The sequence below is a fragment of the Pseudomonas carassii genome (assembly GCF_036324045.1).
Lineage (GTDB): Bacteria > Pseudomonadota > Gammaproteobacteria > Pseudomonadales > Pseudomonadaceae > Aquipseudomonas > Aquipseudomonas peradeniyensis.
Genome location: NZ_JAZDCT010000051.1, coordinates 1 through 26,420, shown reverse-complemented (window position 1 = coordinate 26,420; position 26,420 = coordinate 1). Strand labels below are relative to the sequence as shown.

Genomic DNA, 26,420 nt, shown 5'->3' with positions numbered 1-26,420 from the left:
TACGTATGGGGAAGAGTCCATCTGGGCCTACATCTGCACTTACATGCAACAGGGTCTCGATGCTGTTTCACCTGCCCCACACAATGAAGATCACAACCTTCTCCTCTGGTATCAGTTCGCCAAGCGTCTGGGAGCAGAGGTCAAGTGGCCAGAAGCGATAGACCACGAATCGCGAACGGCTCCACAAACCGCTCCACTGGCTGAGTTGCAATGAAGTCTGTCGTCTTCGTCGATCATCGAGACTGGTGCCACACCAGGGAGACACGAGGAGCCTTGGCGGCGTCATGATAGAAGGTGATCCGGCCTGGCTAGTCGAGTCGCATCGAAGAAGCCCGCTCACCGTCAGCATTACTGGCTGCAACGCTGCCCCAGTTAAGCGGGACTACCTACCGTCAATCACAGAAAAGTAAACACCTCCGCCGCCGCCAACCGCGACTTGCTCAGCCCGGCATTGAAATCCTCCTCGCTGCGATAGCCCAGGCTCAGCAGCACCACGCTGGTGAAGCCCTGCTCGCGCAGGCCCAGTTCGGCGTCCAGGGCCTTGGCGTCGAAGCCTTCGATCGGCGTGGCGTCCAGGCCGTGGGCGGCGGCGCCCAGCAGTGCGGTGCCCAAGGCCAGGTAGACCTGCTTCTCCATCCAGTGCTGCAGGTCCTTGAAGTCATGGCGGTGCAGGTCGACGTAGCCGCGGCGGGTCTGGTCCTGGCCATCACGGGCCTGTTCGGTGCGGAAGCGCCCGTCAGCGGCCTCCTGCGCCAGCACCGCCTGCAGGTGGGCTTCAGTCATGTTGGTGCGGGCGGCGAACACGATCACATGGGAGGCGTCGCGCAGCTTCGGGCTGTTGTAGGCGAAACGCTCGTCGGTGGCCTTGGCCAGGCGCGCCTTGCCTTCGGCGCTGTCGGCCACGACGAAGTGCCAGGGCTGCGAGTTGACCGAGGACGGGCTGTGGCGCAACTGCTCAAGCAACGCATCGATGGTGGCCTGGGGAATCCTGCGGCTGGCGTCGTAGGCTTTGGTGGTGTAACGGCGTTTGGCGAGGGCAACGGTATCCATCTACGGCAATTCCTTAAAGGGATCGTGAATGAGCCGCATCTTATCTTCCCGGCGGCAAAGAAAAACCAGCACAATGCAGCAACACTTTCATCCCCGGAGTGAAAATGCTGCGCATCAACGACCTTGAACTGTTCGCCCGTGCCAGCGCCCTGGGCAGCTTTACCGCCGCGGCCCACGAGGCCGACCTGCTGCCCGGCCAGGTGGCGGCGGCGATCAAGCGCCTGGAACGCGAACTGGATGTGCGCCTGTTCGCCCGCACCACCCGCAGCCTGCGCCTGACCGCCGAGGGCGAGCTGTACCTGCCCACCGCCCAGCGCGTGCTCGATGCCCTGCGCCAGGGCCGCGAGGACCTGCACGGCAGCCACAGCTGCCTGCGCGGCGTGCTGCAGGTGGCGGCGCCGTCAGACATGGGGCGCAACCTGCTGCGGCCCTGGCTCAGCGCGTTTCGCCGCGAGCACCCAGGGCTCAACCTGCGCTTCTTTCTCTCCGACCAGTTGGCCGACCTCTACCGCGACCCGGTGGATGTCGCCATCCGCTACGGCCAGAACGAAGACGCCAACTACATCGCCTTGCCCCTGGCGCCGTGGAACCGTCGGGTGCTGGTGGCCTCGCCCGACTACCTGGCCCGCCATGGCCGGCCGGGCAGCCCCGACGACCTGCAGCAGCACGACTGCCTGCTGTACCTGCAGCAGAGCCGGGTCTACGACAAATGGCGGCTGGGCAACCGCACCGTGCAGGTGCGCGGGCCGCTGTTCAGCGACGACGCCGACGTGGTGCGGCGCTGGGCGCTGGAAGGCGAAGGCATCGTCTACAAGTCGTGGCTGGATGTCAGCGCCAATGTCGCCGCCGGCGAGCTGGAGGTCCTGCTGCCCGAACACCCCGGCGAGCTGACCCCGGTGACCCTGGTATGCCCGCACCGCAAGCAGCTCACCCCGGCGGTGGCCCAGTTGCACCTGTGGCTGCGCGAGCGCTTCGCCACGCTGCGCCCGGAGGGCATGTTGCAGCCGCTGTCGCCGGGCGTATAGTGCATCCACCCCCGACTGCAAGGAGCTGTCATTCATGCCGAGCCTGGAGTTTCTCGTTACCGCGCTGATCATCGTGCTGATTCCCGGCAGCGGGGTCATCCTCACCGTCTCCAGCGCCCTGGTGGCCGGGCGCCGCGCCTGCCTGTGGACCGCCAGCGGTTGCACCCTGGGTATCGTCCCGCACCTGCTGGCCTCGGTGCTGGGCCTCTCGGCCTTGCTGCACACCAGCGCCCTGGCCTTCCAGGGCCTGAAGTTCGCCGGCGTCGCCTACCTGCTGTACCTGGCCTATGCCACCTGGCGCGACCGCGCGGCCTTCACCGTGGACACCCAGGCCACCCCAGCCAGCGCCGGCCAGCTGGTGCTCAAGGCCTGCCTGCTGAACATCCTCAACCCCAAGCTGACGCTGTTCTTCCTCGCCTTCCTGCCGCAGTTCATCAGCCCCCAGGCCGGTTCCGCGACCGTGCAGATGCTCGGCCTGAGCGCGGTGTTCATGGCCATGACCTTCGTCGTCTTCGTGATCTACGGCCTGCTCGCCCACCTGTTCCGCCGCGCCGTGATCGACTCGCCCCAGGTGCAGGCCTGGCTACGGCGCAGCTTCGCCGCCTCGTTCGCCGGGCTTGGCATCAACCTGGCGTTCGCCCAGCGCTGACAGGGCTGCACAATCGTTCTAAACGCCCGGGCCGTTTCTGCGTTAAGGTCGTCTACCGCCCCCCGCACGGCCCACGCCCATGAACAACTGGATCGACCTCAGACAGGACGCCGACACCGGCATCGAGTCGGTCCGCGCCCATTTCACCGGCCATGCCTACGACCCGCACTGGCACGACAGCTTCCTGGTCGGGGTGACCGAACAGGGCGTACAGCAGTTCAACTGCCGTCGCCAACGCCACAACAGCACCCCCGGCCAGGTGTTCGTGCTCGAGCCGGGTGACCTGCACGACGGCCATGCGCCGACCGTGGAGGGGTTCACCTACTCGACCCTGTACCTGGATGCCAACTGGCTGGAAACCGAACTGCGCGCCCTGTTCGAACACGCGCCCTCGGGCGCCCTGCCCAGCTTCGGCACCCTGCTGCACCAGGATCCGCGTCTAGCCGTTGCCACCGCCCGGGCCTTCGAGACGGTGCATTACAACGACCTGCGCATCGTCCGCCAGACCGCCCTGGACGACCTGCTGGCCTGCCTCACCGGCCACCTGCACTGGCGCAAACGCCTGGACCCCGATCCGCGCTTGCCGCTGTGCGCCCAGGTCGCCCGCGATTACCTGTACGCGCACCTGGACCAGGACATCAGCCTGGTTGAGCTGGCGCAGGTGTGTGGCGTCGACCGCTTCCGCCTGACCCGGGCGTTCAAGGCGGCTTTCGGCCTGGCGCCCCATGCCTACCTGATCCAGCTGCGCCTGGCCCGTGCACGGCGGCGGCTGGCTCTGGGTGAAACGCCGGCCAGCGTCGCCACCTCCCTGGGCTTTGCCGACCAGAGCCATCTGGGCCGCTGGTTCCGCCGCGCCTACCGACTGACCCCGGCGGATTACCGCAAGCGCTGCTCAAACCTTCCAGACTGAACCCGCGCCCACCGCGACCATGACGCTTCGATCATCCGGAGCCTTGACCATGTCGCACACGCTATTGCCCTTCATTTTCTTCGCCCTGGCCGCCAGCATCAGCCCCGGGCCGACCAATCTGCTGATTCTCGCCCACGGAGCTCAACGCGGCCTGCGCGCCAGCCTGGCGCCGATCGTGACGGCCTGCTGCGCGGCGGCGGCAGTGGTGCTGCTGGTGGGCCTGGGGTTGGGCGAGTTGTTGCTGCGCTACCCGCTGGCGCAGCAGGTCATGAGTTGGGTGGGCGCCCTGTGGCTCAGCTGGCTGGCCTGGAAGATGCTGCGCAGTGCCGGTGCGCCGCTGCAGGCGGGCAGCGATAGCGGCCTGGGCCCGCTGAGCGCGGCGATCCTGCAGGTGGTCAATCCCAAGGTGTGGGTGACGGCGGTGGCAATGGTCGGCCTGTTCGCCGGCCCGGCACTGCCGATGTGGTGGTTGAGCCTGGTGTTCCTGCTGATCGCCCTGCCGAGCATGACCGCGTGGGCGTTGATGGGTATCGGCAGCGCCCGCTGGTTACACTCGCCCCAGGCGCTGCGGGTATTCAATCAGGGCCTGGCCGGACTGCTGCTGGTGTCGGCCTGGTCGGCCTTGCTGGTGTGACGTGGCGCGCATCGGCCTTCAGCGCGCGGTGGCCGCGCGCAGCCGCAACCCCAGCCGCGGCCCGAACACATTGATCAGCAGCCCGAGCATCACCAGCAGCGCGCCCCAGCCCTGGGCCTCGCTCAGGCGCTCGCCCAGCAACAGGGCCGAGGAGCTCAGGCCGACCACCGGCACCAGCAGCGAGAACGGCGCCACCTTGCCCGCCGGGTGGCGCGACAACAGGGTGCTCCAGAGGCTGTAGCCGACCATGGTGGCGACGAAGGCCAGGTAGGCCAGGGCCAGCACCGAGCTCCAACCGATGTTGGCCAAGGCATGGCCGATGCGCTCGGGCCCTTCCAGCCACCAGGACAGCGCCAGGAACGGCAACGGCGGGATCAGCCCGCCCCAGATCACCAGGGCGACCAGGTCGACCTTGCCGAAGCGCCGGGTGATGATGTTGCCCATGCCCCACATGGCGCCGCCGCACAGGGTCAGCACCAGTGCGAGCAACGGCACATGGCCACTGTCCTCGCTGCCGATCACTGCCAGGCCGCCGGCGGCCACCAGCAATCCCAGCACACTGGCCAGGCGCAGTCGCTCGCCAAGGAACAGCGCGGCAAAGCCCAGGGTGAAGAACGCCTGAGACTGCAGCACCAGCGAAGCCAGCCCCGGCGGCATGCCACTGGCCATGGCCTGGAACAGGAAGGCGAACTGGCCCAGGGAGATGGTCGCGCCGTAGGCGATCAACCAACCCCAGGGCAGGTTCGGGCGCTTGATGAGGAACACCGCCGGAAAGGCCACCAGCAGAAAGCGCAATGCCCCCAGCAGCATCGGCGGCAGGCCGTCGAGGCCGACCTTGATGACCACGAAATTGACGCCCCAGGCGATGATCACCACCAGGGCGATCAGCAAGTCCTTGAGTGGCATGGCACGCATTCCTTCTTCAGGCTTGTTATAGACATATTTGGTTACAGCATAAGGGCATCGCGCTGCCTTGGACCAGCACAGTTGCGCGCCAGCCTTGCGCAACAGTCGGCTGTGATGGCTGCGGAATAACCTCGAAAACCCTGCTCAAGCTTCACTTGACCAGACTTGTATATACATGCTCATATCGAATTTCGGCCATCCGCCCTGCGTCCCGCCGATAGCCGCCGCCCTTCACAAAAACAACGAAGCGGAGCCCTCCCCGATGCCCAGCAAACCCGTGATCGAGCGCCGCTCGATCGACTACATCCCCGAGTCTGAACGCCATGGACGCGTCTACAGTCAATTCACCCTGTGGCTGGGAGCCAACCTGCAGATCACCGCGATCGTCACCGGCGCCCTGGCCGTGGTGCTGGGCGGCGATGTGTTCTGGTCGTTGATCGGCCTGCTGCTCGGGCAACTGGTCGGTGGCGCGGTGATGGCCCTGCACGCCGCCCAGGGGCCGCGCCTGGGGCTGCCGCAGATGATTTCCAGCCGGGTGCAGTTCGGCGTATACGGCGCGGCCATCCCCATGGCCCTGGTGTGCCTGATGTACCTGGGCTTCACCGCCACCGGCACGGTGCTGTCCGGCCAGGCCATCGGCCAGTTGCTGAGCATCAGCGACAGCGCCGGCATTCTGATCTTCGCCGGGGTGATCGTGCTGGCGACCCTGGCCGGTTACCGGGTGATTCACTGGATCGGGCGTGTGGCCAGCGTGCTGGGGATCATCGCCTTCGTCTACCTGTTCAGCCGTATCCTGATGCTCGCCGACATCGGCCAGCTGCTCGACAACCGCCACTTCAGCTGGGCCAGTTTCCTGCTGGCGGTGTCGCTGGCGGCGTCCTGGCAGATCGCCTTCGGCCCGTACGTGGCCGACTACTCGCGCTATCTGCCCAGCCATACCTCGCCGCTCAAGACCTTCCTCGCCGCCGGCCTGGGCTCGGTGATCGGCGCCCAGGCCTCGATGATTCTCGGCGTGTTCGCAGCGGCCATCGCCGGCGGCCAGTTCTCCGGGCGCGAAGTGGCCTACATCGTCGGCCTGGGCGGCGCCGGCACCACGGCGGCGCTGCTGTACTTCAGCATCGCCTTCGGCAAGGTGACCATCTCCACCCTCAACAGCTACGGCAGCTTCATGTGCATCGCCACGATCATCAGCGGCTTCCGGGGCCACCTGCAGATCAGCCGAATCCAGCGCCTGGTATTCGTGCTCGGCATCGTCGGCGCCGCCACCCTGGTCGCCCTGCTCGGCCAACATTCGTTCCTCAGCGCGTTCAAGTCGTTCATCCTGTTCCTGCTGACCTTCTTCGTGCCGTGGAGCGCGGTGAACCTGGTGGATTACTACTTCATCACCAAGGAGCGCTACGACATCCCGGCGCTGGCCGACCCTGAAGGCCGCTACGGGCGCTGGAACTGGCCGGGCATCGGCGTGTACACCTTCGGCGTGCTGGTGCAGATGCCGTTCATCGACACCAAGCTGTACACAGGGCCCATGGTCGCGCACCTGGGCGGCGTGGACGTATCGTGGCTGATCGGCCTGGTGGTGCCGAGCGTGCTGTACTACTGCGTGGCCCGCCGCCGGGCGGCCGAGACGCCGGTCGGGATCATCGTGCCGGAGGGGCGCTGAGCTGGGTTGCAAGAAACTGGCAGCGCCTGCCAGGGCGCTGTCATCTTTCGGTCAAGCAACTGTCGTAATCTGCGGCGCAACTCTGTGCCATAGGTCTCCGGCATGCCTCGCCTGCTTCTCCTTCTGCTGTGCCTGCTCCCGGGCCTGGCCTGCGCCGGGCCCGCGCTGCTGCGTATCCAGGGCTCCAACACCATCGGCGCGGCCCTTGCCCCCGCCCTGGTGCAGGGCCTGCTGCAGGCCCAGGGCGCAAGCGCCATCGAGCGCCACCCCGGCGCCACGACCAACGAGACCGAAGTCCACGCCGTCGGTTCAGACGGCCAGCCCGTGCGCATCGACATCGCCGCCCACGGCACCAGCACCGGCTTTGCCGCGCTGGCCCGGGGCGAGGCCGACCTGGCCGCGGCCTCGCGGCCGATCAGCGACAGCGAGGCACAACAGTTGCAGGCCCTGGGCAACCTGCGCGGCGCAGGCTCGGAACAGGTGATCGGCCTGGATGGCGTGGCGGTGATCGTTCACCCGGACAACCCGCTCACGCAACTGACCACCGAGCAACTGGCCCAGGTGTTCTCCGGCCAGTTGCAGCGCTGGGAACAGCTGGGCGTGCCCGGCGGGGCGATCCACCTGTATGCCCGCGATGATCGCTCCGGCACCTTCGAAACCTTCAAGGCCCTGGTGCTTACCCCTCAGCAAGCGACACTGGCCTCCCAGGCGCGGCGCTTCGAGTCCGCCGACGAACTGGCCGCCCAGGTCATGGCCGACCGCCAGGCCATCGGCTTCAGCGGCCTGGCCACGGTCCACCGGGCCAAGCCGCTGGCCGTGGCCGAGGGTGACGCCCCGGCGCTGCCACCCAGCCGTGCCCTGGTGGCCAGTGAAGACTACCCGCTGTCGCGGCGCCTGTTCTTCTACCTCCCCGCCCACCCCACGGCACAAGCCAGGGCCCTCGCCGAATTCGCCCAGAGCCCCGGCGGCCAGGCCATCGTCGCCGAACAGGGCTTCGTTTCCCAGCAGATCAAGCCACAGCAGGTCGCGGCCCAGGCCGACATGCCACCGCGCTATCGGGCGCTGGCCGGCGAGGCCCAGCGCCTGAGCGTGAACTTCCGCTTTCAGGAGGGCAGCGCCGGCCTCGACAACAAGGCCCTGCGCGATGTGCAGCGGGTCGGCGACTACCTGCGCCAGGCCGGCAAGTTGCAGGGCAAGGTGGTGCTGGTGGGCTTCGGCGACCCCAAGGAAACCCCGGGCCGCGCCGCGCTGCTGTCGCGCCTGCGGGCCATGGCAGTGCGCCGCGAGCTGGCCCGGGCCGGGGTGCAAGTCAGAGACGTGGCGGGCATGGGCGACGAACTGCCAGTAGCCGGCAACGACCTGGAGCAAGGGCGCCTGCGCAACCGCCGGGTCGAGGTCTGGGTGTACTGACCCGCTCAACCGCCATCGGGCAGTTCGACCCGCGCCACCAGCCCACCGCCAACGCGATTGCGCAAGGTCAGCTCGCCGCCCTGCTCGCGCACGCTGGCACGGGCGGCCGAGAGGCCGAGGCCGACACCGCCGGTATCGCGGTTGCGCGAGCCCTCCAGCCGGTAGAACGGCTCGAACACCTGCTGCAAGGCCTCCTCGGGAATACCTGGCCCACTGTCGCGAACCTCGATGACGATCAGGTGAGCCGTGCGGCGCAGCGTTATCTGCGGGTCACGGGCATACTTCATGGCATTTTCCAGCAGGTTGACGATCACCCGCTTGGTCGCCAAGGGACGACCTTCATGCACCAGATGCGCCGGTCCCTTGAAGGCGACGTCCATGTGCTGGTCACGATAGTCGTCGACCAGGGTCTGCAACAGCTCTGAGAGGTCGTAGGCCGTGCGCTGCTCCAACTGCGTGCCTTCGCGGAAAAACGCCAGGGCCTCGTTGATCATCGTCTGCATCTCGTCGACGTCGCGGATCAGCTTGCGCTGGTGGTCCAGATCCTCCATGAACTCGCTGCGCAGACGCATGCGCGTCAATGGCGCGCGCAGGTCGTGAGAGATGGCCGCGAGCATGTGGGTGCGCTCGCGGATAAAGTGTTGGATCTGTGCCTGCATGGTATTGAAGGCAATGATCGCCTGGCGGATTTCCTCGGGGCCCTCGATGGCAATGGGCGGCGCCTGCAGGTCGCCACCAAAGCGCCGCGCCGCGCTGGCGAAGCGTTGCAGTGGCGCGGCCAGCTGGCGGGTGGCGAGCCAGGCCACCAGCAGGGTCGCCACCAGCCCCAGGCCGATGACCACCGCCAGGCGCGCCGTCACGCTCAGGCCCCAGCTGCGCTCCGGCGGCACGAACAGCAGCCAGCTGTCATCGGCCAGCGCGACCAGCGCCACATAGTGCGCCTCGGCGCTGCCCGCGGGCCAATCGTCCGGGTTGTACACTTCGATCGGCCGCGAAGGCCCCAGCAGCTGGGCCATCGTCGGCACCTGCCCGGCATTGAGCATGGTGCCCGGGCCAGGCAGGCCAAAGTCGTCTCGCCGGGTGCTCCAGGTCACCCGCAGCGTTGGCGTGCTCGCCGCCTCGGCCAGCCGCCCGCGCAGCGTCGCCGGCGCGGTCTCGATCACCCGGGTGGTCACGGCGATCTGTTCGAGCAGGCCGGTGCGGTCGATGGGCGGGCGTGCCCAACTGCCGGCGACCTGGACGAACAGGGCATTGAACGCCAGCGAGGCGAGCAATGCGCTGAAGATGGTCAGGGCGATGCGCTTGCGCAGGGTATCGCGGCCCAGCAGGCGACGGATCACGAGCGGGTCACCGTGGCGCTGAACAGGTAGCCGCCATTGCGCACCGTGCGGATCAGGTCCGGGCGCTTGCTGTCGGGCTCGATCTTGCGCCGCAGGCGGCTGACCTGCACGTCGATGCTGCGGTCGAAGGCGTCATGACCGTGACCACGGGTCAGGTCGATCAATTGCTCGCGGGTAAGGATGCGCTGCGGGTGCTCGAGAAACACCACCAGCAAATCGAACTCGGCACCGGACAGCGGCACCATCACCCGCTCGGGCGAGCGCAGTTCGCGACAGGTGATATCCAGCTGCCAACCGGCGAAACCGATCACCGGCCGCGCCGCCTCGCCACGCGGTGGCTGCTCTCCGACCCGGCGCTGCACGGCGCGCAGGCGGGCCAGCAGTTCACGTGGATCGAACGGCTTGGTCAGGTAGTCGTCGGCGCCCAGTTCCAGGCCAATGATGCGGTCGCTCAGCTCGGCCATGGCGGTGAGCATGATGACCGGTACCCCAAGCTGCGCACGCAGCTTCTGGCACAGGCCCAGGCCGCTTTCGCCGGGCAGCATCAGGTCGAGGATGATCGCATCCGGGCGCTGCCGGGCGATGGCGGCCCACATCGCCTGCCCCTCGGCGGCCAGGTCCACCTCGTAACCGTGCTGGACGAAGAACTGCTTCAGCAAGGCGAGGATTTCCACGTCGTCATCGACGATCAACAGTCTGCTCACGGTCATACCGGTCCGAAAAAAGGCGTATCTAAAACCATTGCGCCACGCGGGTCATTTATTTCAATCGCGCAATATTTCGTCATGCCCGACACAAAGCAGACATCACCTGGCAACGATGGCCCTTCACCCTGCTGGCCTTCCACTACCGAGGGTTCCCCATGAAGATAGTCGACAGCCGCAACAGCACCGATGGGCATGAGGGTTCCACGTCCCTGATCCTCAGTCAGCGCAACACCCAGCGCGGACAAACGGGCTCCCTGATCGTGCAGCAGGAAAGCCTGGAGCTGGCAAACGAACAGGGCTACGTCACCCTGCGCCGATATTTCGAACACTATGACCCGGCTTTTGGCGAATGGGTCGAGTACAGCCACACCGTTCCCGTCCGTGACCTCGTGCACTGGCTGATGGCGCGCGGGCAGTTGCGCATCCAGACATCGCAGGACGTGCCCCACCTGCAAGCGGCCCTCCCGACCCGGCGCGAGGTTCGCCACCCATGAGTCGGCGTCACCTTCTGGCACTGGTGCTGACGTCCACGCTGGGCCTGTCCGCGTGTGGCAGCAACAAGCCGGCCCCCACCGGTTATCTCAAGGACTATGGCCTGCTCACCCCGCACCAGGCACCTTCAGGCGGGACGGTGCTCAGCTGGGCCGACCCGAAATGGCCACGGGGCCGCTATATCGAGGTGTACCTGGCACCCAGCCGGTTCTACCCGACACCCGAGCCAAGCACGCGCATTCCCCAGGCCACCCTCGCCAGCATCACCCACTACTACGACGCGGTACTGCGCAACGAACTGGGCAAGGTCATGACCGTGGTAGACAGGCCCGGCCCGAACACCCTGGTGGTCAGGCCGGCCATCACCCGCATCAGCGCCGACACCCAGGGCCTACGGTTCTACGAGTGGCTGCCGATCACCCTGGTCGCGGCCGGGGTGAGCAGCGCCGCGGGCATTCGCGACCGGGACAGCGCGATCGCCAGCGAGCTGTCGTTCGAGGCGGGCACCAGCGGCAAGGTGGTCGGCGAGGCGATGCTCGCAGGTAACGGCGTACCGCTGGATAACGACCGCCAGGTGATGACGGCCGACAACGTCAAGGCCGTGCTCGACGGCTGGGCCGTGGACCTGCGCCAGGGCTACGCGGCGCCGCTCAGGTAGCGCAGGACGCTGCGCTACTGTCGCAGGACCATCGCCACGATGGTCGCCTGCAGCTCGCGCTTGGCGGCTTCAGCACCCAGCTCTCCGGCCGCCGCCGCCAGGGACAAGGCATCCGCCGCACCCACCAGCACCCGCAGCCCGGCCACGCCGATATCGCCACCCGGCGCGAACGGCAACAGCGCTTCGCGGCACTTGTCCATGAACGGCCCGTCATAGCCGCGCTTGAGCGCCTCCAGCTCCGGCGAGCCGGCCAGCGCGGCGCTGACCCCGGGGATCTCCCGACCCTGGGTCGCCACGCAGTCCACATAGGCCTCGGCAATCACCCTGGCCCGCTCCGGCAGGCCCGCCGGGCAGCCGGCCAAGGCCTTGTCGAGCATGGCCGTCTGGCGGGCGTCGTACTCCTGGTACAGCGCCAACAACAAGCCGTTGCGGGTTTCGAAGTGGTCGTACACCACCGGCTTGGTCACCCCGGCCTGCTCGGCCAGGCGCCCCAGGCTCAGGGCATCGGTGCCCTCCTCGCGTACCAGCCGCCAGGCCACGTCCAGCAACTGGCGCCGGCGCTCCTCGCGGGACAGGCGTTTGCGTGGCGCGGTCTTTTCCTCGCTTGACATCGCTTACCTACCAAAAGTAACTTACTAAACGTAACTTACCTCGAGTATATAACGCTCCCGGTGTCCCTGCATCCTGATTCTGGAGATTCCTACCATGCATGCCCTGATCGTCATCGGTCACCACGACCCCGACTCCCTCACCCACGCCCTCGCCCAGCAGATCGCCGAGGGCCTGCGCGCCGTCGGCCATACCAGCGAGTTCGCCGACCTGGCCAGCGAAGGCTTCGACCCACGCTTCGGCCTGGCCGACCACGCCGTGCACCGTCGCCTTGGCAAGCCACCGGCCGATGTACTGGCCGAACAGGCGCGCATCGAGCGGGCCGACACCGTGGTCATGGTCTACCCCATCTACTGGTGGTCGCTGCCGGCCCTGCTCAAAGGCTGGGTCGAGCGGGTGTTCAGCAACGGCTGGGCCTTCGACCAGGCCGCCGACGGCACCACCACCAAACTGCTGCACGGTATGACCGCGCACCTGGTCGGCGTGGCCGGCGCCGATGCCGGCACCTTCGAGCGCCATGGCTATGGCGAGGCCATGCGCGTGCAGATCGAGCACGGCATTTTCGACTACTGCGGTGCCCGGGTCAGCAGTTCGACCCTGTTCACCGACAGTGAAGGCGCAGCCCCCGCCACCCTCCTGCCACAAGCCCGCCAACTGGGGCTGACCCTGTTCGCAGGCCAGGAAGCTGCGGCCTGATGCGGCAGCGCGCGCCGCTGCGCAGGCAGCGGCAGCGGCGCGAATTGTTGTGCCATGCCCCATTGCGAGACGACGAACCTCCCGGCTACCATTGAGAACGATTCACACTCACAACTGGATAGCCACCGTTGGACAGCACCTCGACCCGCAAGCTGGGCTTCTTCTTCAGCGACCATCATCGCTGGCTGCTCCAACACATCCACAAACGCCTGCGCAACCGCGCCGACGCCGAGGACACCGCCGCCGAGGCGTTCTGCCAGATGCTCGGTGCCCAGGTCGATCCGGACAGCATCCAGCAACCTCGCGCCTACCTGTCGACCATTGCCCGGCGGCTGATCTTCGATCGCCACCGTCGCCGTCAACTGGAACTGGCCTACCTCGAGCGCCTGGCGCTGCTGCCTGAACAAGTCGCCCCATCGGCCGAAGAGCAATTGCTGCTGATCGAAGCGCTGGTGACCATCGACCAGGTGCTGGACGGCCTGCCAGCCATGGTCAAGGCCGCTTTCCTCTACAGCCAGCTCGACGGCATGAGCTATGTCGAGATCGCTGCCCGCCTGCAGATCTGCGAACGTACCGTCAGCCGCTACATGAAGCAGGCCCTGCGCCAATGCTACCTGTGCGAAGTGCATCCATGAGCGCCCGCAGCCTGGACCCGATCGGCGAGCAGGCCATCGACTGGATGGTGGCGCTCAATGCCCGCACACCGGACGATGCGCTGTTGCGCCAGCTGGAGCAGTGGCTGCGCCAGGACCCGGCGCACCAGCAGGCCTGGGACCGGCTGCAACAGCGTCTGGGCAAACCCTGCGCGGCCCTGCGCGCCCTCGAACAACGGGCCCCCGGGCAGGCCGCCGAGGCGCGCCGGGTGCTGCTGCAACCGACCCATTCACGTCGCGAAGTGCTGGGCGCCCTGGCCAGCCTCGGCCTGCTCGGCGGAGCGCTCTGGGGCGGCTGGCGCAGCGACGCCACCCAGGGCTGGCTGGCCGACCTGCACACCGCCAGCGGCCAGCGGCGCAGCTTCACCCTGGCCGACGGCAGCCGGCTGAGCCTCAACAGCGCCAGCGCCGTGGACCTGCGTTTCGATGCCAGCCAACGCCTGGTGCTGCTGCGCCACGGCGAGCTGGTCATCCAGGTCGCCGCCGACGCCGCACGACCCTTGCGCGTGCGTACCGCGCAGGGCCAAGTGCAGGCCCTCGGCACGCGCTTCCTGGTCCGCCAGGAAGACACCGCCACCCGCGTGGTGGTGCTCGAACACAGCGTGCGCCTGAGCCTGCCCGACGGTCGCTGGCAAGACCTGCAACAAGGCCAGGCGGCGCTGCTGCGCAGCAACGGCATCGAGCGCCTGGGCAGCGAGCAACAACAGCGCGCGGCCTGGGTGGAGGGCCGCCTGGAAGTGCTCGACGAACCGCTGCATGTGGTGGTCGACGCCCTGCGCCCCTACCAGCGCGGCTACATGCGCCTGGCTCCGGCGGTGCGTGACCTGCGGGTACAGGGCGTGTTCCCGCTCGACCAGCCGCAACAAGCCCTGTCGGCACTGGCCGAAACCCTGCCGGTCAGCATCGAGCACTTCGGCCCGTGGCTGACCTTGATAGGCCCCAAAACGGCCGCGTGAGATTTTTTTTGAAAATCATTCGCAAAGGTGTCCGGTTTTCATTTCTCGGCCCACCTATCTCCTGACAACTCACAAAATCCGGGAGATTTCCGTGCGCAACCCCTGGCCCATTGCCGCCGTCCTGACCAGCTTCAGCCTGTTCGCCCAGGCACAGCCCCTGTCGTTCGACCTGCCCGCCGCGAGCCTGGCAACCACCCTCAACCGCATCGCCAGCCAGAGCGGCACCATCATCGCCCTGGAACCTGGGCTGGTACGCGGCAAGCAGGCCCCCGCGGTGGTCGGCCAGATGAGCGCCGAGCAAGCCATGCAGGCCGCGCTGGCCGGCAGTGGCCTGCAATTGCGCATCACTGGCAGCGGCCACTTCAGCGTGGCCCCTGCTAGCCAGGGCGGTCAGGCGCTGGAGCTGGGCAGCACCAGCATCACCGACAACTACCTGGACGCCACCAGCGAAGGCAGTGGCTCCTACGCGGCGCGGGCGGTGACCCTGGGCAAGGGCGTACATACTCTCAAAGAGATTCCCCAGTCGGTGACGGTGATCACCCGCAAGCAGCTGGACGACCAGGGCATCACCGACCTGCAGGATGCGCTCAACCACACCACCGGCCTGGTCGGCGCCCAGGGTATCGGCCCGGGCGTGGTCGTGACCTCGCGGGGTTTCCAGATCGACGACTGGCAATACGACGGCGTGCCGATCCCGCGCAACAACTACTCGCTGGGCAACTGGGCGACCCAGGACCTGGTGTTCTTCGACCGGGTGGAAATCCTGCGCGGCGCCTCCGGCCTGCTGCAAGGTACCGGCAGCCCGGGCGGGGTGATCAACCTGGTGCGCAAGCGTGGCCAGGCCGCGCCGACCGTCACCGTCACCGGCAAGGCCGGCTCCTGGGACCACTATGGCCTGCAACTGGATGCCGGCGGCCCGCTGACCGCCGATGGCCGGGTACGCGGGCGGATGGTCGCCGACGAGGACCAGAGCGACAGCTTCATCGACTATGCCTGGAGCAAGTCGCACTCCCTGTACGGCGCGCTGGATATCGACCTGAACGACGACACCACCGTCGGCGCCGGCATCAGCTACAACCGCCAGCAGTCGCGGCCAATGCTGCGCGGTATCCCCCGCTACGCCAACGGCAAGGCAGTCGACCTGCCCCGCTCGACCTTCACCGGTGCGCGCTGGAGCCGTGCGCAAACCGATATCACCACCTACTACCTGGACCTCGAACACCGCTTCGACGACGACTGGACGTTCAAGGCCGCCGCCGTGCGCATGGACGAAACCAACACCTCCACCCACCAGCGCGTGCAGACCACCGGCCAAGGCCTGGCGCCGGACGGCACCGGGATCACCTACGCCGACTGGATCACCGATTTCCACAACACCAAGCTGGGCCTGGACATGAACCTGGTGGGGCACTTCGACACCGGCGCCGTGGCCCACGAGGTGACCGTCGGCGGCAACTACTCCAAGCTGACCTCGGACGATGCCTACTGGCGAAACTTCGCCGCCGATGCCGACGACAGCATCTTCGACATCGATCACAACCGACCGGAACCTAGCCGCGACAGCCTGCTCGCCTCAAGCAACGCACGCGCCAACCGCGCCAGCTACGATATCCGCCAGAAGGGCCTGTATGGCGCCTGGCGCGTCAAGCCGGTCGAGGACCTGACGCTGATACTCGGCAGCCGGGTCAGCTGGTTCGACTACAGCTGGGATTCGATCGACTTCAGCAGCCCGACCGACCCCGGCAACCGCTACCCGACCAGCCGCATGACCGAGACCGGGCAAGTCACGCCCTATGCCGGATTCGTCTACGACCTGACTCGCGAATGGGCCTGGTACGCAAGCTACACCGATGTCTTCGTCCCGCAGACCGAACGCGCCGTGGGTAACGCCGCGCTCAAGCCGGTGCTGGGCAGCAACTATGAAACCGGCCTGAAAGGCGAACTGCTCGATGGCCGCGTCAACGCCTCGCTGGCGGTGTTCCGCTACGACCAAAAAAACCGTGCCGTCACTGATGTCGCCTCGGGCTTCGCCTGCGACGACTGGTACTGCTCCAAGGCGGCGGGCAAGGTGCGCAGCCAGGGGGTCGAAGCCGAGATCAGCGGCGAGGTGCTCAGCGGCCTGCAACTGTTCGCCGGCTACACCTACAACACCACCAAGTTCCTCGACGATCCGGAAAACGAGGGACGGGTGTTCAGCCAATGGACCCCCAAGCACATGCTGCGCGCCTGGGCCGACTACACCTTGCCCGTGGACGGCCAGCGCTGGAGCACCGGGCTGGGCTTTACCAGCCAGAGCCACACCCTGGGTTACGAGCGCACCTATGAGGTGCCCGGCTACACCGTGTGGAATGCCCGCCTGGCCTACCAGCTGACGCCGGAGGTAAGCCTGGCGGTCAACGCCTACAACCTGTTCGACAAGAAGTACTGGGTGGCAGGCTTCAACCAGCTCAACGGCAGCAACAACTTCGGCGAGCCGCGCAACGTGATGTTCTCGGTCAAGTACACGCCTGAGTTCTGATCGCCGCTCACGCGCTCAACGGCCATTGCGCCAAGGGCCAGTAACGGCCCTTGCGCGATTCGTAAAGCGTGAAGTGCCGGGCGGCAAGGAAGAATTCCGGTGCCGTGCCGGCCTCCGGTGGCTGGCCGCGAAAGCCCCTAGCCAGGGTCAGGTGCGGGCGGTACTCACGGCTTGCCGCCTCCACGCCCAGGGGCAACAGCGCCTGCTGCAGCCCATACACCAGTTGCAGCAGCGCCGCAGGCGCCTGCTGCGCCTCCAGCACCAGCGCACCGGCCCGCGGCCAGACCTGCAGGCGGTCGAGCAGCAAGCGTGGCGGTGCGACCGGCCGCCTGAGCTGATCGACCGCCGCGCAGATCGCCGGCACCTGCTCGGCGTCCACGTCACCGAGAAACAGCAAGGTGACGTGGAAATTCTCCGCAGGCACCGGTTTGCCGCTGCGCAGGTTCAGCCCTCGACGCCACTGCGCCAGGGCACGGCATTGTTGGTCGCTGACCGGCAAGGCGAAGAACAGCCGTTTGAACGGCGCGCCGCTGGGGCGTGGATCCTGGACCATGCGAGTCTCCCTGGTAACGGTTCGCGTCATCGAGTGTAGCGTTCTGCCCATGCATAACAGCGACATAAGCTGTTGAATCGTTTGCGCAACCTGTCAGCTATTGCACCTAAGTCGGTCAGACAAGACGTAACAATAAGTACAAACCCGCGCCACGATTGTTTATGCTGGCGGGCTTACGCCATGGCGCATGGCCATTTTTCGACAAGTAAACGTCCATGAAAATTGCACTCGTACTGATCTTCGTCCTCTCGATCGCCTATGTTCACCTGCGCGGTCGGGTTCGTCACAAGCTGACCCGCCAGCTGGGCGATCACTCCAGCTTCCTGGCCCCGGTCAACGCCTTCCTGTACCTGTTCTCCAAGCATCCGGCCAAGCCGTACCTGCCAGTCAGCGCCTTTCCCGAGCTGCAGGTGCTGCAGGACCACTGGCAGGAGATCCGCGAGGAAGGCCAGCAGCTGCTGCAGGCCGGCGAGATCAAGAAGTCCGACAACTACGACGACGTCGGTTTCAACTCGTTCTTCAAGACCGGCTGGAAGCGCTTCTACCTGAAGTGGTACGGCGAGAGCCACCCCTCGGCGATGACCCTGTGCCCGCGCACCACCGAACTGCTCGCCGGCATCGGCACGGTCAAGGCGGCGATGTTCGCCACCCTGCCGCCGGGCGCCAAGCTGGTGCGCCACCGCGACCCGTACGCCGGCTCCTACCGCTACCACCTGGGCCTGGACACGCCCAACGACGATGGCTGCTATATCGACGTGGACGGCGAGAAGTACTCCTGGCGAGACGGCGAGGGCGTGGTGTTCGACGAGACCTACATCCACTACGCGGCCAACACCACCGAGCACAACCGCATCATCCTGTTCTGCGACGTCGAGCGCCCGCTCAAGTACCGCTGGGCCGAGGCGTTCAACCGCTGGTTCAGCCGCAACGTCATGGCCGCCGCCGCCGCGCCCAACGATGCCAGCGACAAGACCGGTGGCATCAACCGTCTGTTCACCCGCATCTACAAGATCCGCGAACGCGGCAAGGCGATGAAGAAACGCAACCGCACCCGCTACTACCTGGAGAAGTGGGCGGTGGTCGCGGCGCTGGTGCTGGTGTTCATCTACATCTGATCCACTCACACATATCCCTGTAGGAGCGGCCTCGTGCCGCGAAAGGGCCGCAAAGCGGCCCCAGGTAATCTGTGTTGTTGCTGAAATTGCCGGGGCCGCTTTGCGGCCCTTTCGCGGCGCAAGGCCGCTCCTACAAACCAAACATCGACTAGCCTGATAGCTCCTGTTGCCAACCTGACAAGGTGAAGACGATGAGCATGATGGACTGGGACGCCTACCGTAAGCAGTTGATGGCCGGCATCGGCGATCTCAAGCAACTCTCTCCCGATACCGTGGCCGGCTACATGACCGCCAGCGGCGCCGGGGCCAAGACCAACCACCTGGACGCCAAGACCCGTGAACTGATCTCCCTGGCCGTGGCCGTCACCACCCGGTGCGACGGCTGCATCGCCGTGCATTCGCAGCAGGCGGTCAAGCACGGCGCCACCCGCGAGGAGATCGCCGAGGCCCTGGGCGTGGCGGTGGCGATGAACGCCGGCGCCGCGCTGGTCTACTCGGCCAGAGCGCTGGATGCCGTGGGCAAAGCCGACGCCTGAGCAGGTCGCGGCGCCGGCGCCCTTGCGCGCAGGCGCCGCGACACCCAGACTTGGCGCCTCAGCCCGTGCAGGAACCGCCATGATCCAGATCCGCCCCATGACCCCGGAAGACTTCGAGCGCTTCTGGCCGACCTTCCAGACCATCGTCCAAGCCCGCCAGACCTACGCCTTCGACCCCGCCCTGGACGTCGACCAGGCACGCCGGCTGTGGCTGGACACCCCTCTGCGCACACTGGTGGCCGAAGAAGACGGCGTGCTGCTTGGCTCCTATTTCCTCAAGGCCAATGCCGCCGGCCCCGGGGGACATGTCGGTAACTGCGGCTACATGGTCTGCGCGCATGCCCGCGGCCGGGGCGTGGCCAGGCTGATGTGCGAGCACTCGCAGAAGCTCGCGCGACAGGAAGGCTTTCTGGCCCTGCAGTTCAACTCGGTGGTGGCCAGCAACGAGGTGGCCGTGGCGCTGTGGCACAAGCTCGGCTTCGAGACCGTCGGGCGCTTGCCCAAGGCGTACCGCCATGCCGAACTGGGCCTGGTGGACTGCCTGGTAATGTACAAGTGGCTGGCCGACGAACCGGTGGTGGAAAAACCGGCGCTGCTGATCGGGCGCAAGAACATCGAAGCGCGGGTGTCGCGTCGGCGCGGGCGCTGAACCCATCGCGGGGCAAGCCCGCTCCCACGCCCCACGATCACCTGATAGCGCAATTGCATCTAAACCATTGCCCTAGCAGATATTTTTCCTGCCACCCAAGCGATTGACTCGCCACCCGTTCGATGGTCAGATGCGCGCCAGTTTCAGGTGTCCTGCGCCGCCGCGCGCAGGGTGAAACGGGAAGCCGGTGCGTCGTTGTCACGACAAGTCCGGCGCTGCCCCCGCAACGGTAAGCGAGCGAATCCTTCGACAGACCACTGTGCACACGCATGGGAAGGTGAAGGCTTCACGCCCCTCGCAAGCCCGGAGACCGGCCTGAAGCCTTACTTGGCAACCCGCGGTGGGCGGGCGCAGGCCGGTATCCGCGTGCGCGCCTGCGTGCGCGCTTCGCCGTTGCGTGTTTTCCACCGGGATCCATTCTTTCCTGCAGCAGTGGAACGACATGTCCCGATTCAACAAGCTTCACACCCTGGCGGCCTGCCTGGCCGTGTCCTTGCCGGCGCTGGCCGACGATCATGAAGTGGCGCCCCTCACCCTGCCCTCCACGGCGATCACCGACACCCGCGAGACACAGGCCATCGACCTGGCCACGCCAACCCTAGCCGGTTCGCGCCTGAACCTCAGTGCCCTGGACACCCCGGCCAGCACCAGCAGCCTGACCGAGGTGCAGATCCAGCAGCGCAACAACCTCACCGTGCAAGACGCCGTGACCCGCTCGCCGGGCCTCACCTTCATCGGCACCCCGGGCGACGGCGGCACCGGCCTGTCGGCCCGGGGCTTCACCGGGCAGAGTTCGGTGATGACCCTGTTCGACGGCTCGCGCCTGTACGCCGGCGCCGGCACCCTGACCTTCCCGGTCGATCCGTGGATGGTCGAGCGCATCGACGTGATCCGCGGCCCCGCCTCGGTGCTGTACGGCGAAGGCGCCACCGGCGCGGTGGTCAACGTGGTGCCGAAGAAGCCGTTCGCCGGCGAGATCCGCAACCACCTGCGCCTGGGCTACGGCTCCTGGGACCGCCAGCAGCTCGGCCTGGACAGCGGCGGCAGCCTGAGCGAGCGCCTGAGCTACCGCGTCACGCTGAACCAGCAGGCCGGCAACGGTTGGGTCGACCGCACCGACTCGCGCAGCCTGGCCCTCAGCGCCGCCCTGCGCTTCGATGCCAGTGACGACCTGAGCTTCACCCTCGCCCACGAACGCGGCGATGCGCAACCGGCCAACTACTACGGCACCCCGCTGATCGACGGGCACCTGCGCGGCAGCGTGCGCCGCAAGAACTACAACGTCGGCAACGACGAGCAGCGCTACCACGACGAGTGGACGCGCCTGACCAGCGACTGGACCCTCAGCGACAGCGTCAGCGCCAGCAACCAGCTGTACTACATCAAGAGCCGCCGCCAGTGGCGCAACGCCGAGTCCTACAGCTGGGACGCCGCCAACGGCGTGATCCAGCGCGGCAGCTTCTTCGAGATTCGCCATAACCAGGAGCAGCTCGGCGATCGCCAGAGCTTCACCTTCGACCATGGGCTGTTCGGCCTGGCCAGCAAGACCGTGGTCGGCGCCGAGTACAACCGGATCCGCTTCAACGTCGACAGCAACTCGCCCTACTTCGATGGCAGCAAGGACCCGCTCGATCCATGGCATCCGACGCCGGGCGACTTCCACAGCCTCAGCCCGACCCGGGCGCAGACACTGTCCAAGGTCGACACCTTCGCCCTCTTCGCAGAAAACCGCACCCAGCTGACCGACCGCCTGGCGCTGGTCACCGGCATCCGCCGCGACCAGAACCACATCGACCGCGACGATCTGGTCAACAACAGCCGCAGCGACCGCAGCCTGCAAGGCGGCAACTGGCGCGCCGGGCTGGTGTTCGCCCTCAGCGAAGACCTGTCGCTGTACGGGCAGTACTCCACCAGCGAGGACGGCGTCGGCGACCTGCTCACCCAGCGGCCGGGCAAGCGCCTGGAGCTGACCGAAGCGAAGCAGACCGAGATCGGCCTCAAGCAACGGTTCTGGGATGCACGTGGCGAGTGGACGCTGGCGGCCTATCACATCGTCAAGAAAAAGCTGCCGGTGTACAACCCGCTCACCCACGACAGCCAGCAGGCCGGCCAGCAGACCTCCGACGGCCTGGAGGCAAGCCTGGAATTGGCGCTGGGCTACCAGTGGCAGCTCTCGGCCAATGCCGCGCTGGTTCGGGCCAAGTACGACGATTTTCTCGAGGAAGGTAACAACGGCACGGTCCTCGACCGCGCCGGCAACCGCCCGCAGGATGTGCCACGGCGCACCGCCAACCTGTGGCTGAGCAAGGGCTTCGGCCAGGCCGTGGATGCCGGTATCGGCCTTCGCTATGTGGATGAGCGCTACGCCAGCGCGACCAACGACCAGCGCGTGCCGGGCTACACGGTGGTCGATGCCAACCTGGGCTGGCAGGTGCTGCCCGATGTGCGCCTGGGCCTGCAGTTGAACAACCTGTTCGACCGCCAGTACGCCCAGTCCAGCTTCAGCGGCGAGCAATGGCTGCTGGGCGCGCCGCGCTCGTATTTCGCCACGATCGACTACAGCTTCTGAGGCGGACTCCAGCGTTCGTCGCACGGTGCTTGATCAGCACCGTGCCACCTGCTCGACTAAGACCTACGCCTTCGTCACAAGCAGCGCGCCATGACCGACATCCCGCAGATCCCCACCCCGCCCGTGCACGCCCTGGATCAGCCGCGCACCCTGCTGTTCCTCGCCTACCCGCAGATGGGCCTGCTCGACCTCACCGGCGCGCAGACGGTGTTCTGGGCGGCGACCAAGGCCCGCGCCGCCCGCGGCCTGCCGGGTTACCGCCTGGTCACCGCCAGCCTTGAGGGCGGCCTGGTGCCCACCGCCGAGGGTCTGGCGGTAGGTACCGAGCCGCTGGCGCCCTGGCTCCACGAGCCGTTCGACACCCTGGTGGTGCCCGGCGCGCCGGAGATCGTCCGCACCCTCCCCGATCACGCCGAGCTGGTCGCCTGGCTGGCCCAGGCCGCCCAACGCGCCCGACGCACCGCCTCGGTGTGCAGCGGTACCTTCCTGCTGGCCGCCGCCGGGCTGCTCGACGGACGCCGGGCCGCCACCCACTGGGCAATGTGCGATGCCCTGCACCGGCGCTTTCCGGCCATCGAGGTCGACGCCGAGTCGATCTTCGTGCAACAGGACCAGGTATGGACCTCGGCCGGGGTCAGCGCCGGCATCGACCTCGCGCTCGCGCTGGTCGAGGCCGACTGCGGCCGCGAAGTGGCCATGCAGGTGGCCCGCGAGCTGGTGGTGTTCCTCAAGCGCCCCGGCGGCCAGGCGCAGTTCAGCGAACTGCTCAAGGCCCAGGGCGAGGACAGTGCCGCCTTCGAGGCCCTGCACCTGTGGCTCAACGAGCACCTGGGCGACCCGCGCCTGACGGTCGAGCGGCTGGCCGAGCAGGCACGCATGAGCCTGCGCAACTTCACCCGGGTGTACAAGCACAAGACCGGCCGCACCCCGGCCAAGGCCATCGAGGTGTTCCGCCTGGAGGCGGCGCGTCGCTTGCTGGAGAACTCCGACCAGCACATCGAGCAGATCGCCCGCCACTGCGGCTTCGGCAGCGAGGAGCGCATGCGCCTGGCATTCCAGCGTCACCTGGCGGTGACCCCGCGGGACTACCGGGCGCGCTTCGCCCGCAGCGTGCCGCTGGCCGAAATCCAGGGTTCTTTGGCCTAGGGGCAAACGGGGCGCGCCCTTAGCATCTGCAGCACGCCTGTCGGGCCAAGGTCCAGGTCCTCCGGCAAGGCGTACCCTTTTCCCACTGCCGCAGCGACAACATCGATAATCGCGGCATCCAGGAGCACCCCATGAAACAGATCCTGATCATTGGCGCAGGCTTCGCCGGGCTGTGGAGCGCCCTCGGCGCCGCCCGCCTGCTAGACCAGCACAAACGCGACGACGTGCTGATCACCGTGCTCGCGCCCCAGGCGGAACTGCACATCCGCCCACGCTTCTACGAACCCGATGTGCACACCATGGCCGCGCCGTTGCAGGCACTGTTCGACGCGGTCAACGTGCGCTTCGTCAAGGGCAGCGCCTACCACATCGACCAGGCCAGCCGTGAAGTGGCGTACCGCCAGCCCGGCGGCATCGAGGCCAGGCTTGGCTACGACCGCCTGATCATGGCCTGCGGCAGCCTGCTCAACCGCCCGGCGCTGGAAGGCTTTGACCTTCATGCCTTCGACGTCGACAAGATCGAGTCGGCCACCCGCCTGGAAGAACACCTCAAGTCCCTGGCCGCCCGTCCCGACAGCCCGGCGCGCAACACCGTGGTGGTGGCTGGCGGCGGTTTCACCGGCATAGAGACCGCCACCGAGCTGCCCAGCCGGCTGCGGGCGATCCTCGGTGACAAGGTCACGCCGCGCATCGTCGTGGTCGACCGCGGGACGAAGATCGGCGCCGCCCTGGGCGACGGCATCCGCCCGGCCATTGAACAGGCATCGGCGGCGTTGGGTATCGAATGGGTCTGCGGCGCCACGGTGGCCTCGGTGGATGCCGGCGGCGTGCTGCTCGATAACGGCGAACACATCGCCGCCAACACGGTAGTCTGGACCGTCGGCTTCAAGGCCAATCCGCTGACCGAGCAGATCACCGGTGAGCGCGACCGCCAGGGCCGTCTGCATGTGGACGGCCAGCTCAAGGTCATCGGCAACCCGGATGTGTATGCCGCGGGCGATGTGGCCTACGCGGCCTGCGACGAGGTCGGCAACTTTGCCGTGATGTCCTGCCAGCACGCCATCCCCCTGGGCCGCTACGCCGGCAACAACGCCGCCGCCGAGCTGATCGGCGTGGCACCGATGACCTACAGCCAGCCCAAGTACGTCACCTGCCTCGACCTCGGCGCCTGGGGCGCGGTGTACACCGAGGGTTGGGAGCGCACCGTCTCGCCACCGACGGACAAGGCCGAGGCCAAGCAGCTCAAGCAGCAGATCAACTCGGTATGGATCTATCCGCCGGCTGCGGATCGGGCGACGGCGCTGGCGGCAGCCGATCCACTGATTCCGGTGGCCTGACAGGCCCCCTGTTGCCTCGGCGGGTGCCGACGATGATGCCCTGCCCACGCAACTGGCGCAGCAGCTCCAGCCCCGCCTGCTGATGCTGCTCGCCCAGCGCGCGCAGGCGCTCGCGCCCGCTGCCTGGCAGGCCCACCAACAATTGCCAGGCCAGCGGCGCCAGGCGGGCGAAACGCACCTGCAGGTCGGCGTCACGGTACACCAGCAACAGGGTGGGTTGCGCCGGCGCCTCTCCCGGCTGGTGCTCCGGGCCGATACGCTCCACCGGCCAACGGTAGGCCAGCACCCGCGCCACGCACGACAACAGCGGCTCGCCTTCGAGCAGGTCGCCGTCCGGGTCGTGCGGCGGGTCCTCGGCGTCACTCAGGTACAGCTGTGCCTCGATCCATTCATAGTGCGCCAGTTCCAGCTGCCAAGGGGCATCGGGCTCGATGCCCTGCAGGTAGTCGATGAACGCCTCGGCGACCTCGGTGAACAGCGGTGTCTGGCTGCGGTAATGGGCGTAGAAATCGCGCACCCGCGCATGCCAGCGCTGATCGCCCAAGGTCCGGCGCAGCACCGGGAAGCTGCCGGCCAGCAGCCCTTCGATGGCGCCGTAGAACAGCTCGCGATAGATTTTCAGGCGCCGAACCTCGATGCCGGGTGGCGGCGGATTGGCGGCCGGGTCGCGCAGGTGGCGCGCCAGGGTGAACTGCTGGGTGCGCAGGGTCTCAGTCATGGCCTGGCACTCCATGGGCATGTTGCAGGCTGCGGATCCGCGCCGTCTCGGCCAGCAGTTCGGCCAGCGGCGGGTAGTTGAAGTCGCGCTCGAGCACCGTGGGCTGCGCCCCGAAGCGCCGGCAGGCGTCGGCGAACAGCGCCCAGACATCCTCCTTGACCGGCGCACCGTGGGTGTCGACCTTCAGGTCCGGCGCCTCGTCGTAATGGCCGGCCACATGCATGCCCACCACCCGCTCGCGGGGTATGCCGGCGAGGAAGGCATGGGCGTCGTAGCGGTGGTTGCAGGCATTGACGAAGACATTGTTCACATCCAGCAGCAGGTCGCAGTCGGCCTCGTCGAGCACGGCGCGGACGAAGTCCAGTTCGGGCATCGCCTGGTACGGCGCGGCGTAGTAGCTGATGTTCTCCACGGCGATGCGCCGGCCAAGCACGTCCTGGGCCTGGCGGATGCGTGCGGACACATGGTGGACAGCCTCTTCGGTGAAGGGAATCGGCATCAGGTCGTAGAGGTGGCCATCGTCGCTGCAATAGCTCAGGTGCTCGCTGTACATCCGCACCTGGTGGCGGTCGAGGAACTGGCGGGTGCGCTCAAGGAACCCGTGGTCCAGCGGCGCGGTGCCGCCCAGTGACAGCGACAGGCCGTGGCAGGCGATGGGAAAGCGTTCGGCCAGGCTTGCCAGGCCCTGGCCGAAGGCGCCGCCGACGCCGATCCAGTTTTCCGGGGCGCACTCGAGAAAGTCCACCGCGCCCGCCTCCATCGTCAGCAAGTCGGGCAGCAGGCCACGGCGCAGGCCGAGGCCGGTGTGCAATTTGGGTTGGGACATGATTGCAGGCTCTCTGGGGCGTTGAACGGCAGCGCGGGGGGGGCGCCCCCCCCCCCCCCCCCCGCCGGGGGGGGGGGGGGGCCCCCCCCCCCCGCCGG

The 26,420-nt window shown here is 67.3% G+C and carries 26 protein-coding genes, 1 pseudogene and 1 riboswitch; of the genes and pseudogenes, 19 read left to right on the top strand and 8 right to left on the bottom strand.

Annotated features, from left to right (window positions below; all coding sequences use genetic code 11):
- Positions 1–214 (top strand): annotated as a pseudogene (locus V0R62_RS25165) (DUF6708 domain-containing protein); the annotation flags it as partial.
- 182 nt (positions 215–396) lie between these two features.
- Here the strand turns inward: V0R62_RS25165 and nfsB are convergent.
- On the bottom strand, positions 397–1,050 hold the full coding sequence (nfsB, locus tag V0R62_RS25160) for an oxygen-insensitive NAD(P)H nitroreductase (RefSeq protein ID WP_110733882.1): 654 nt from the start codon (positions 1,048–1,050) through the stop codon (positions 397–399).
- Between the two features lie 104 nt (positions 1,051–1,154).
- Here nfsB and V0R62_RS25155 point away from each other — a divergent pair, with 104 nt between their 5' ends.
- The 4 genes from V0R62_RS25155 (at position 1,155) to V0R62_RS25140 (ending at position 4,268) form a co-directional block, all read left to right on the top strand.
- Entirely contained in the window at positions 1,155–2,075 is a 921-nt protein-coding gene (locus tag V0R62_RS25155) for a LysR family transcriptional regulator (RefSeq protein ID WP_186732509.1), read from the top strand.
- 34 nt (positions 2,076–2,109) lie between these two features.
- Complete coding sequence (locus tag V0R62_RS25150) at positions 2,110–2,724, top strand: LysE family translocator (protein ID WP_330105641.1); 615 nt, start codon at positions 2,110–2,112, stop codon at positions 2,722–2,724.
- A 79-nt stretch (positions 2,725–2,803) separates the two neighbouring features.
- Entirely contained in the window at positions 2,804–3,634 is an 831-nt protein-coding gene (locus V0R62_RS25145) for an AraC family transcriptional regulator (protein ID WP_330105640.1), read from the top strand.
- A 49-nt stretch (positions 3,635–3,683) separates the two neighbouring features.
- Positions 3,684–4,268, top strand: coding sequence for a LysE family translocator (locus V0R62_RS25140; protein ID WP_330105639.1), 585 nt, complete (start codon positions 3,684–3,686; stop codon positions 4,266–4,268).
- Positions 4,269–4,286: 18 nt separating this feature from the next.
- Here V0R62_RS25140 and V0R62_RS25135 read toward each other — a convergent pair whose 3' ends face one another.
- On the bottom strand, positions 4,287–5,174 hold the full coding sequence (locus V0R62_RS25135; protein WP_330105638.1) for an EamA family transporter: 888 nt from the start codon (positions 5,172–5,174) through the stop codon (positions 4,287–4,289).
- 262 nt (positions 5,175–5,436) lie between these two features.
- On the opposite strand from V0R62_RS25135, the gene V0R62_RS25130 reads away from it, so the two are divergent.
- Both V0R62_RS25130 and V0R62_RS25125 read left to right on the top strand, forming a co-directional pair.
- A complete protein-coding gene (locus tag V0R62_RS25130; protein WP_330105637.1) occupies positions 5,437–6,834 on the top strand; it encodes a purine-cytosine permease family protein in 1,398 nt (465 codons plus the stop codon).
- 102 nt (positions 6,835–6,936) lie between these two features.
- Positions 6,937–8,244, top strand: coding sequence for a phosphate ABC transporter substrate-binding/OmpA family protein (locus V0R62_RS25125; protein WP_330105636.1), 1,308 nt, complete (start codon positions 6,937–6,939; stop codon positions 8,242–8,244).
- Positions 8,245–8,249: 5 nt separating this feature from the next.
- On the opposite strand, the gene V0R62_RS25120 is transcribed toward V0R62_RS25125, so the two are convergent.
- Together V0R62_RS25120 and V0R62_RS25115 are read right to left on the bottom strand one after the other, a co-directional pair.
- A complete protein-coding gene (locus tag V0R62_RS25120) occupies positions 8,250–9,584 on the bottom strand; it encodes an ATP-binding protein (RefSeq protein WP_330105635.1) in 1,335 nt (444 codons plus the stop codon).
- Positions 9,581–10,294, bottom strand: a complete 714-nt coding sequence (locus tag V0R62_RS25115; RefSeq protein WP_232857155.1) for a response regulator — start codon at positions 10,292–10,294, stop codon at positions 9,581–9,583. Before V0R62_RS25115 ends, V0R62_RS25120 begins: the two co-directional genes overlap by 4 nt.
- A 152-nt stretch (positions 10,295–10,446) precedes the next feature.
- On the opposite strand from V0R62_RS25115, the gene V0R62_RS25110 reads away from it, so the two are divergent.
- Both V0R62_RS25110 and V0R62_RS25105 read left to right on the top strand, forming a co-directional pair.
- Positions 10,447–10,785, top strand: a complete 339-nt coding sequence (locus tag V0R62_RS25110) for a hypothetical protein (RefSeq protein ID WP_330105634.1) — start codon at positions 10,447–10,449, stop codon at positions 10,783–10,785.
- A complete protein-coding gene (locus V0R62_RS25105; protein ID WP_330105633.1) occupies positions 10,782–11,441 on the top strand; it encodes a DUF3313 domain-containing protein in 660 nt (219 codons plus the stop codon). The genes V0R62_RS25110 and V0R62_RS25105 overlap by 4 nt, the downstream gene beginning before the upstream one ends.
- A gap of 14 nt (positions 11,442–11,455) precedes the next feature.
- Here the strand turns inward: V0R62_RS25105 and V0R62_RS25100 are convergent, their stop codons facing one another.
- Positions 11,456–12,052, bottom strand: coding sequence for a TetR/AcrR family transcriptional regulator (locus V0R62_RS25100; RefSeq protein WP_330105632.1), 597 nt, complete (start codon positions 12,050–12,052; stop codon positions 11,456–11,458).
- A 94-nt stretch (positions 12,053–12,146) separates the two neighbouring features.
- On the opposite strand from V0R62_RS25100, the gene V0R62_RS25095 reads away from it, so the two are divergent.
- The 4 genes from V0R62_RS25095 to V0R62_RS25080 all read left to right on the top strand — a co-directional run bounded on the left by V0R62_RS25095 (position 12,147) and on the right by V0R62_RS25080 (position 16,873).
- A complete protein-coding gene (locus V0R62_RS25095; protein ID WP_330105631.1) occupies positions 12,147–12,746 on the top strand; it encodes an NAD(P)H-dependent oxidoreductase in 600 nt (199 codons plus the stop codon).
- A gap of 128 nt (positions 12,747–12,874) precedes the next feature.
- A complete protein-coding gene (locus V0R62_RS25090; RefSeq protein ID WP_330105630.1) occupies positions 12,875–13,381 on the top strand; it encodes a sigma-70 family RNA polymerase sigma factor in 507 nt (168 codons plus the stop codon).
- Complete coding sequence (locus tag V0R62_RS25085; protein WP_330105629.1) at positions 13,378–14,355, top strand: FecR family protein; 978 nt, start codon at positions 13,378–13,380, stop codon at positions 14,353–14,355. Before V0R62_RS25090 ends, V0R62_RS25085 begins: the two co-directional genes overlap by 4 nt.
- Before the next feature lie 91 nt (positions 14,356–14,446).
- Positions 14,447–16,873, top strand: a complete 2,427-nt coding sequence (locus V0R62_RS25080; RefSeq protein WP_330105628.1) for a TonB-dependent siderophore receptor — start codon at positions 14,447–14,449, stop codon at positions 16,871–16,873.
- Positions 16,874–16,880: 7 nt separating this feature from the next.
- Here V0R62_RS25080 and thpR read toward each other — a convergent pair whose 3' ends face one another.
- Positions 16,881–17,426, bottom strand: coding sequence for an RNA 2',3'-cyclic phosphodiesterase (gene thpR, locus V0R62_RS25075; RefSeq protein ID WP_330105627.1), 546 nt, complete (start codon positions 17,424–17,426; stop codon positions 16,881–16,883).
- A 215-nt stretch (positions 17,427–17,641) separates the two neighbouring features.
- On the opposite strand from thpR, the gene lpxO reads away from it, so the two are divergent.
- The 6 genes from lpxO (at position 17,642) to V0R62_RS25045 (ending at position 24,778) form a co-directional block, all read left to right on the top strand.
- A complete protein-coding gene (lpxO, locus tag V0R62_RS25070) occupies positions 17,642–18,541 on the top strand; it encodes a lipid A hydroxylase LpxO (protein ID WP_330105626.1) in 900 nt (299 codons plus the stop codon).
- Between the two features lie 191 nt (positions 18,542–18,732).
- Positions 18,733–19,077, top strand: coding sequence for a carboxymuconolactone decarboxylase family protein (locus V0R62_RS25065; RefSeq protein ID WP_062359743.1), 345 nt, complete (start codon positions 18,733–18,735; stop codon positions 19,075–19,077).
- Positions 19,078–19,156: 79 nt separating this feature from the next.
- Positions 19,157–19,726: a GNAT family N-acetyltransferase gene (locus V0R62_RS25060; protein ID WP_330105625.1), complete on the top strand. Its 570-nt coding sequence runs from the start codon at positions 19,157–19,159 to the stop codon at positions 19,724–19,726.
- A 128-nt stretch (positions 19,727–19,854) separates the two neighbouring features.
- Positions 19,855–20,059: riboswitch (cobalamin riboswitch) on the top strand.
- A 109-nt stretch (positions 20,060–20,168) separates the two neighbouring features.
- Positions 20,169–22,295 (top strand): TonB-dependent receptor, encoded by a 2,127-nt coding sequence (locus V0R62_RS25055; RefSeq protein WP_330105624.1) that lies wholly within the window; start codon positions 20,169–20,171, stop codon positions 22,293–22,295.
- 90 nt (positions 22,296–22,385) lie between these two features.
- Positions 22,386–23,441, top strand: coding sequence for a GlxA family transcriptional regulator (locus tag V0R62_RS25050; RefSeq protein WP_330105623.1), 1,056 nt, complete (start codon positions 22,386–22,388; stop codon positions 23,439–23,441).
- 131 nt (positions 23,442–23,572) lie between these two features.
- Positions 23,573–24,778, top strand: coding sequence for an NAD(P)/FAD-dependent oxidoreductase (locus V0R62_RS25045; protein WP_330105622.1), 1,206 nt, complete (start codon positions 23,573–23,575; stop codon positions 24,776–24,778).
- Here V0R62_RS25045 and V0R62_RS25040 read toward each other — a convergent pair.
- Complete coding sequence (locus V0R62_RS25040; protein WP_330105621.1) at positions 24,696–25,496, bottom strand: HvfC family RiPP maturation protein; 801 nt, start codon at positions 25,494–25,496, stop codon at positions 24,696–24,698. The two genes, V0R62_RS25045 and V0R62_RS25040, sit on opposite strands and share 83 nt — an antisense overlap.
- Complete coding sequence (locus tag V0R62_RS25035) at positions 25,489–26,322, bottom strand: HvfB family MNIO-type RiPP peptide maturase (protein ID WP_330105620.1); 834 nt, start codon at positions 26,320–26,322, stop codon at positions 25,489–25,491. Before V0R62_RS25035 ends, V0R62_RS25040 begins: the two co-directional genes overlap by 8 nt.
- Positions 26,323–26,420: the final 98 nt, after the last annotated feature.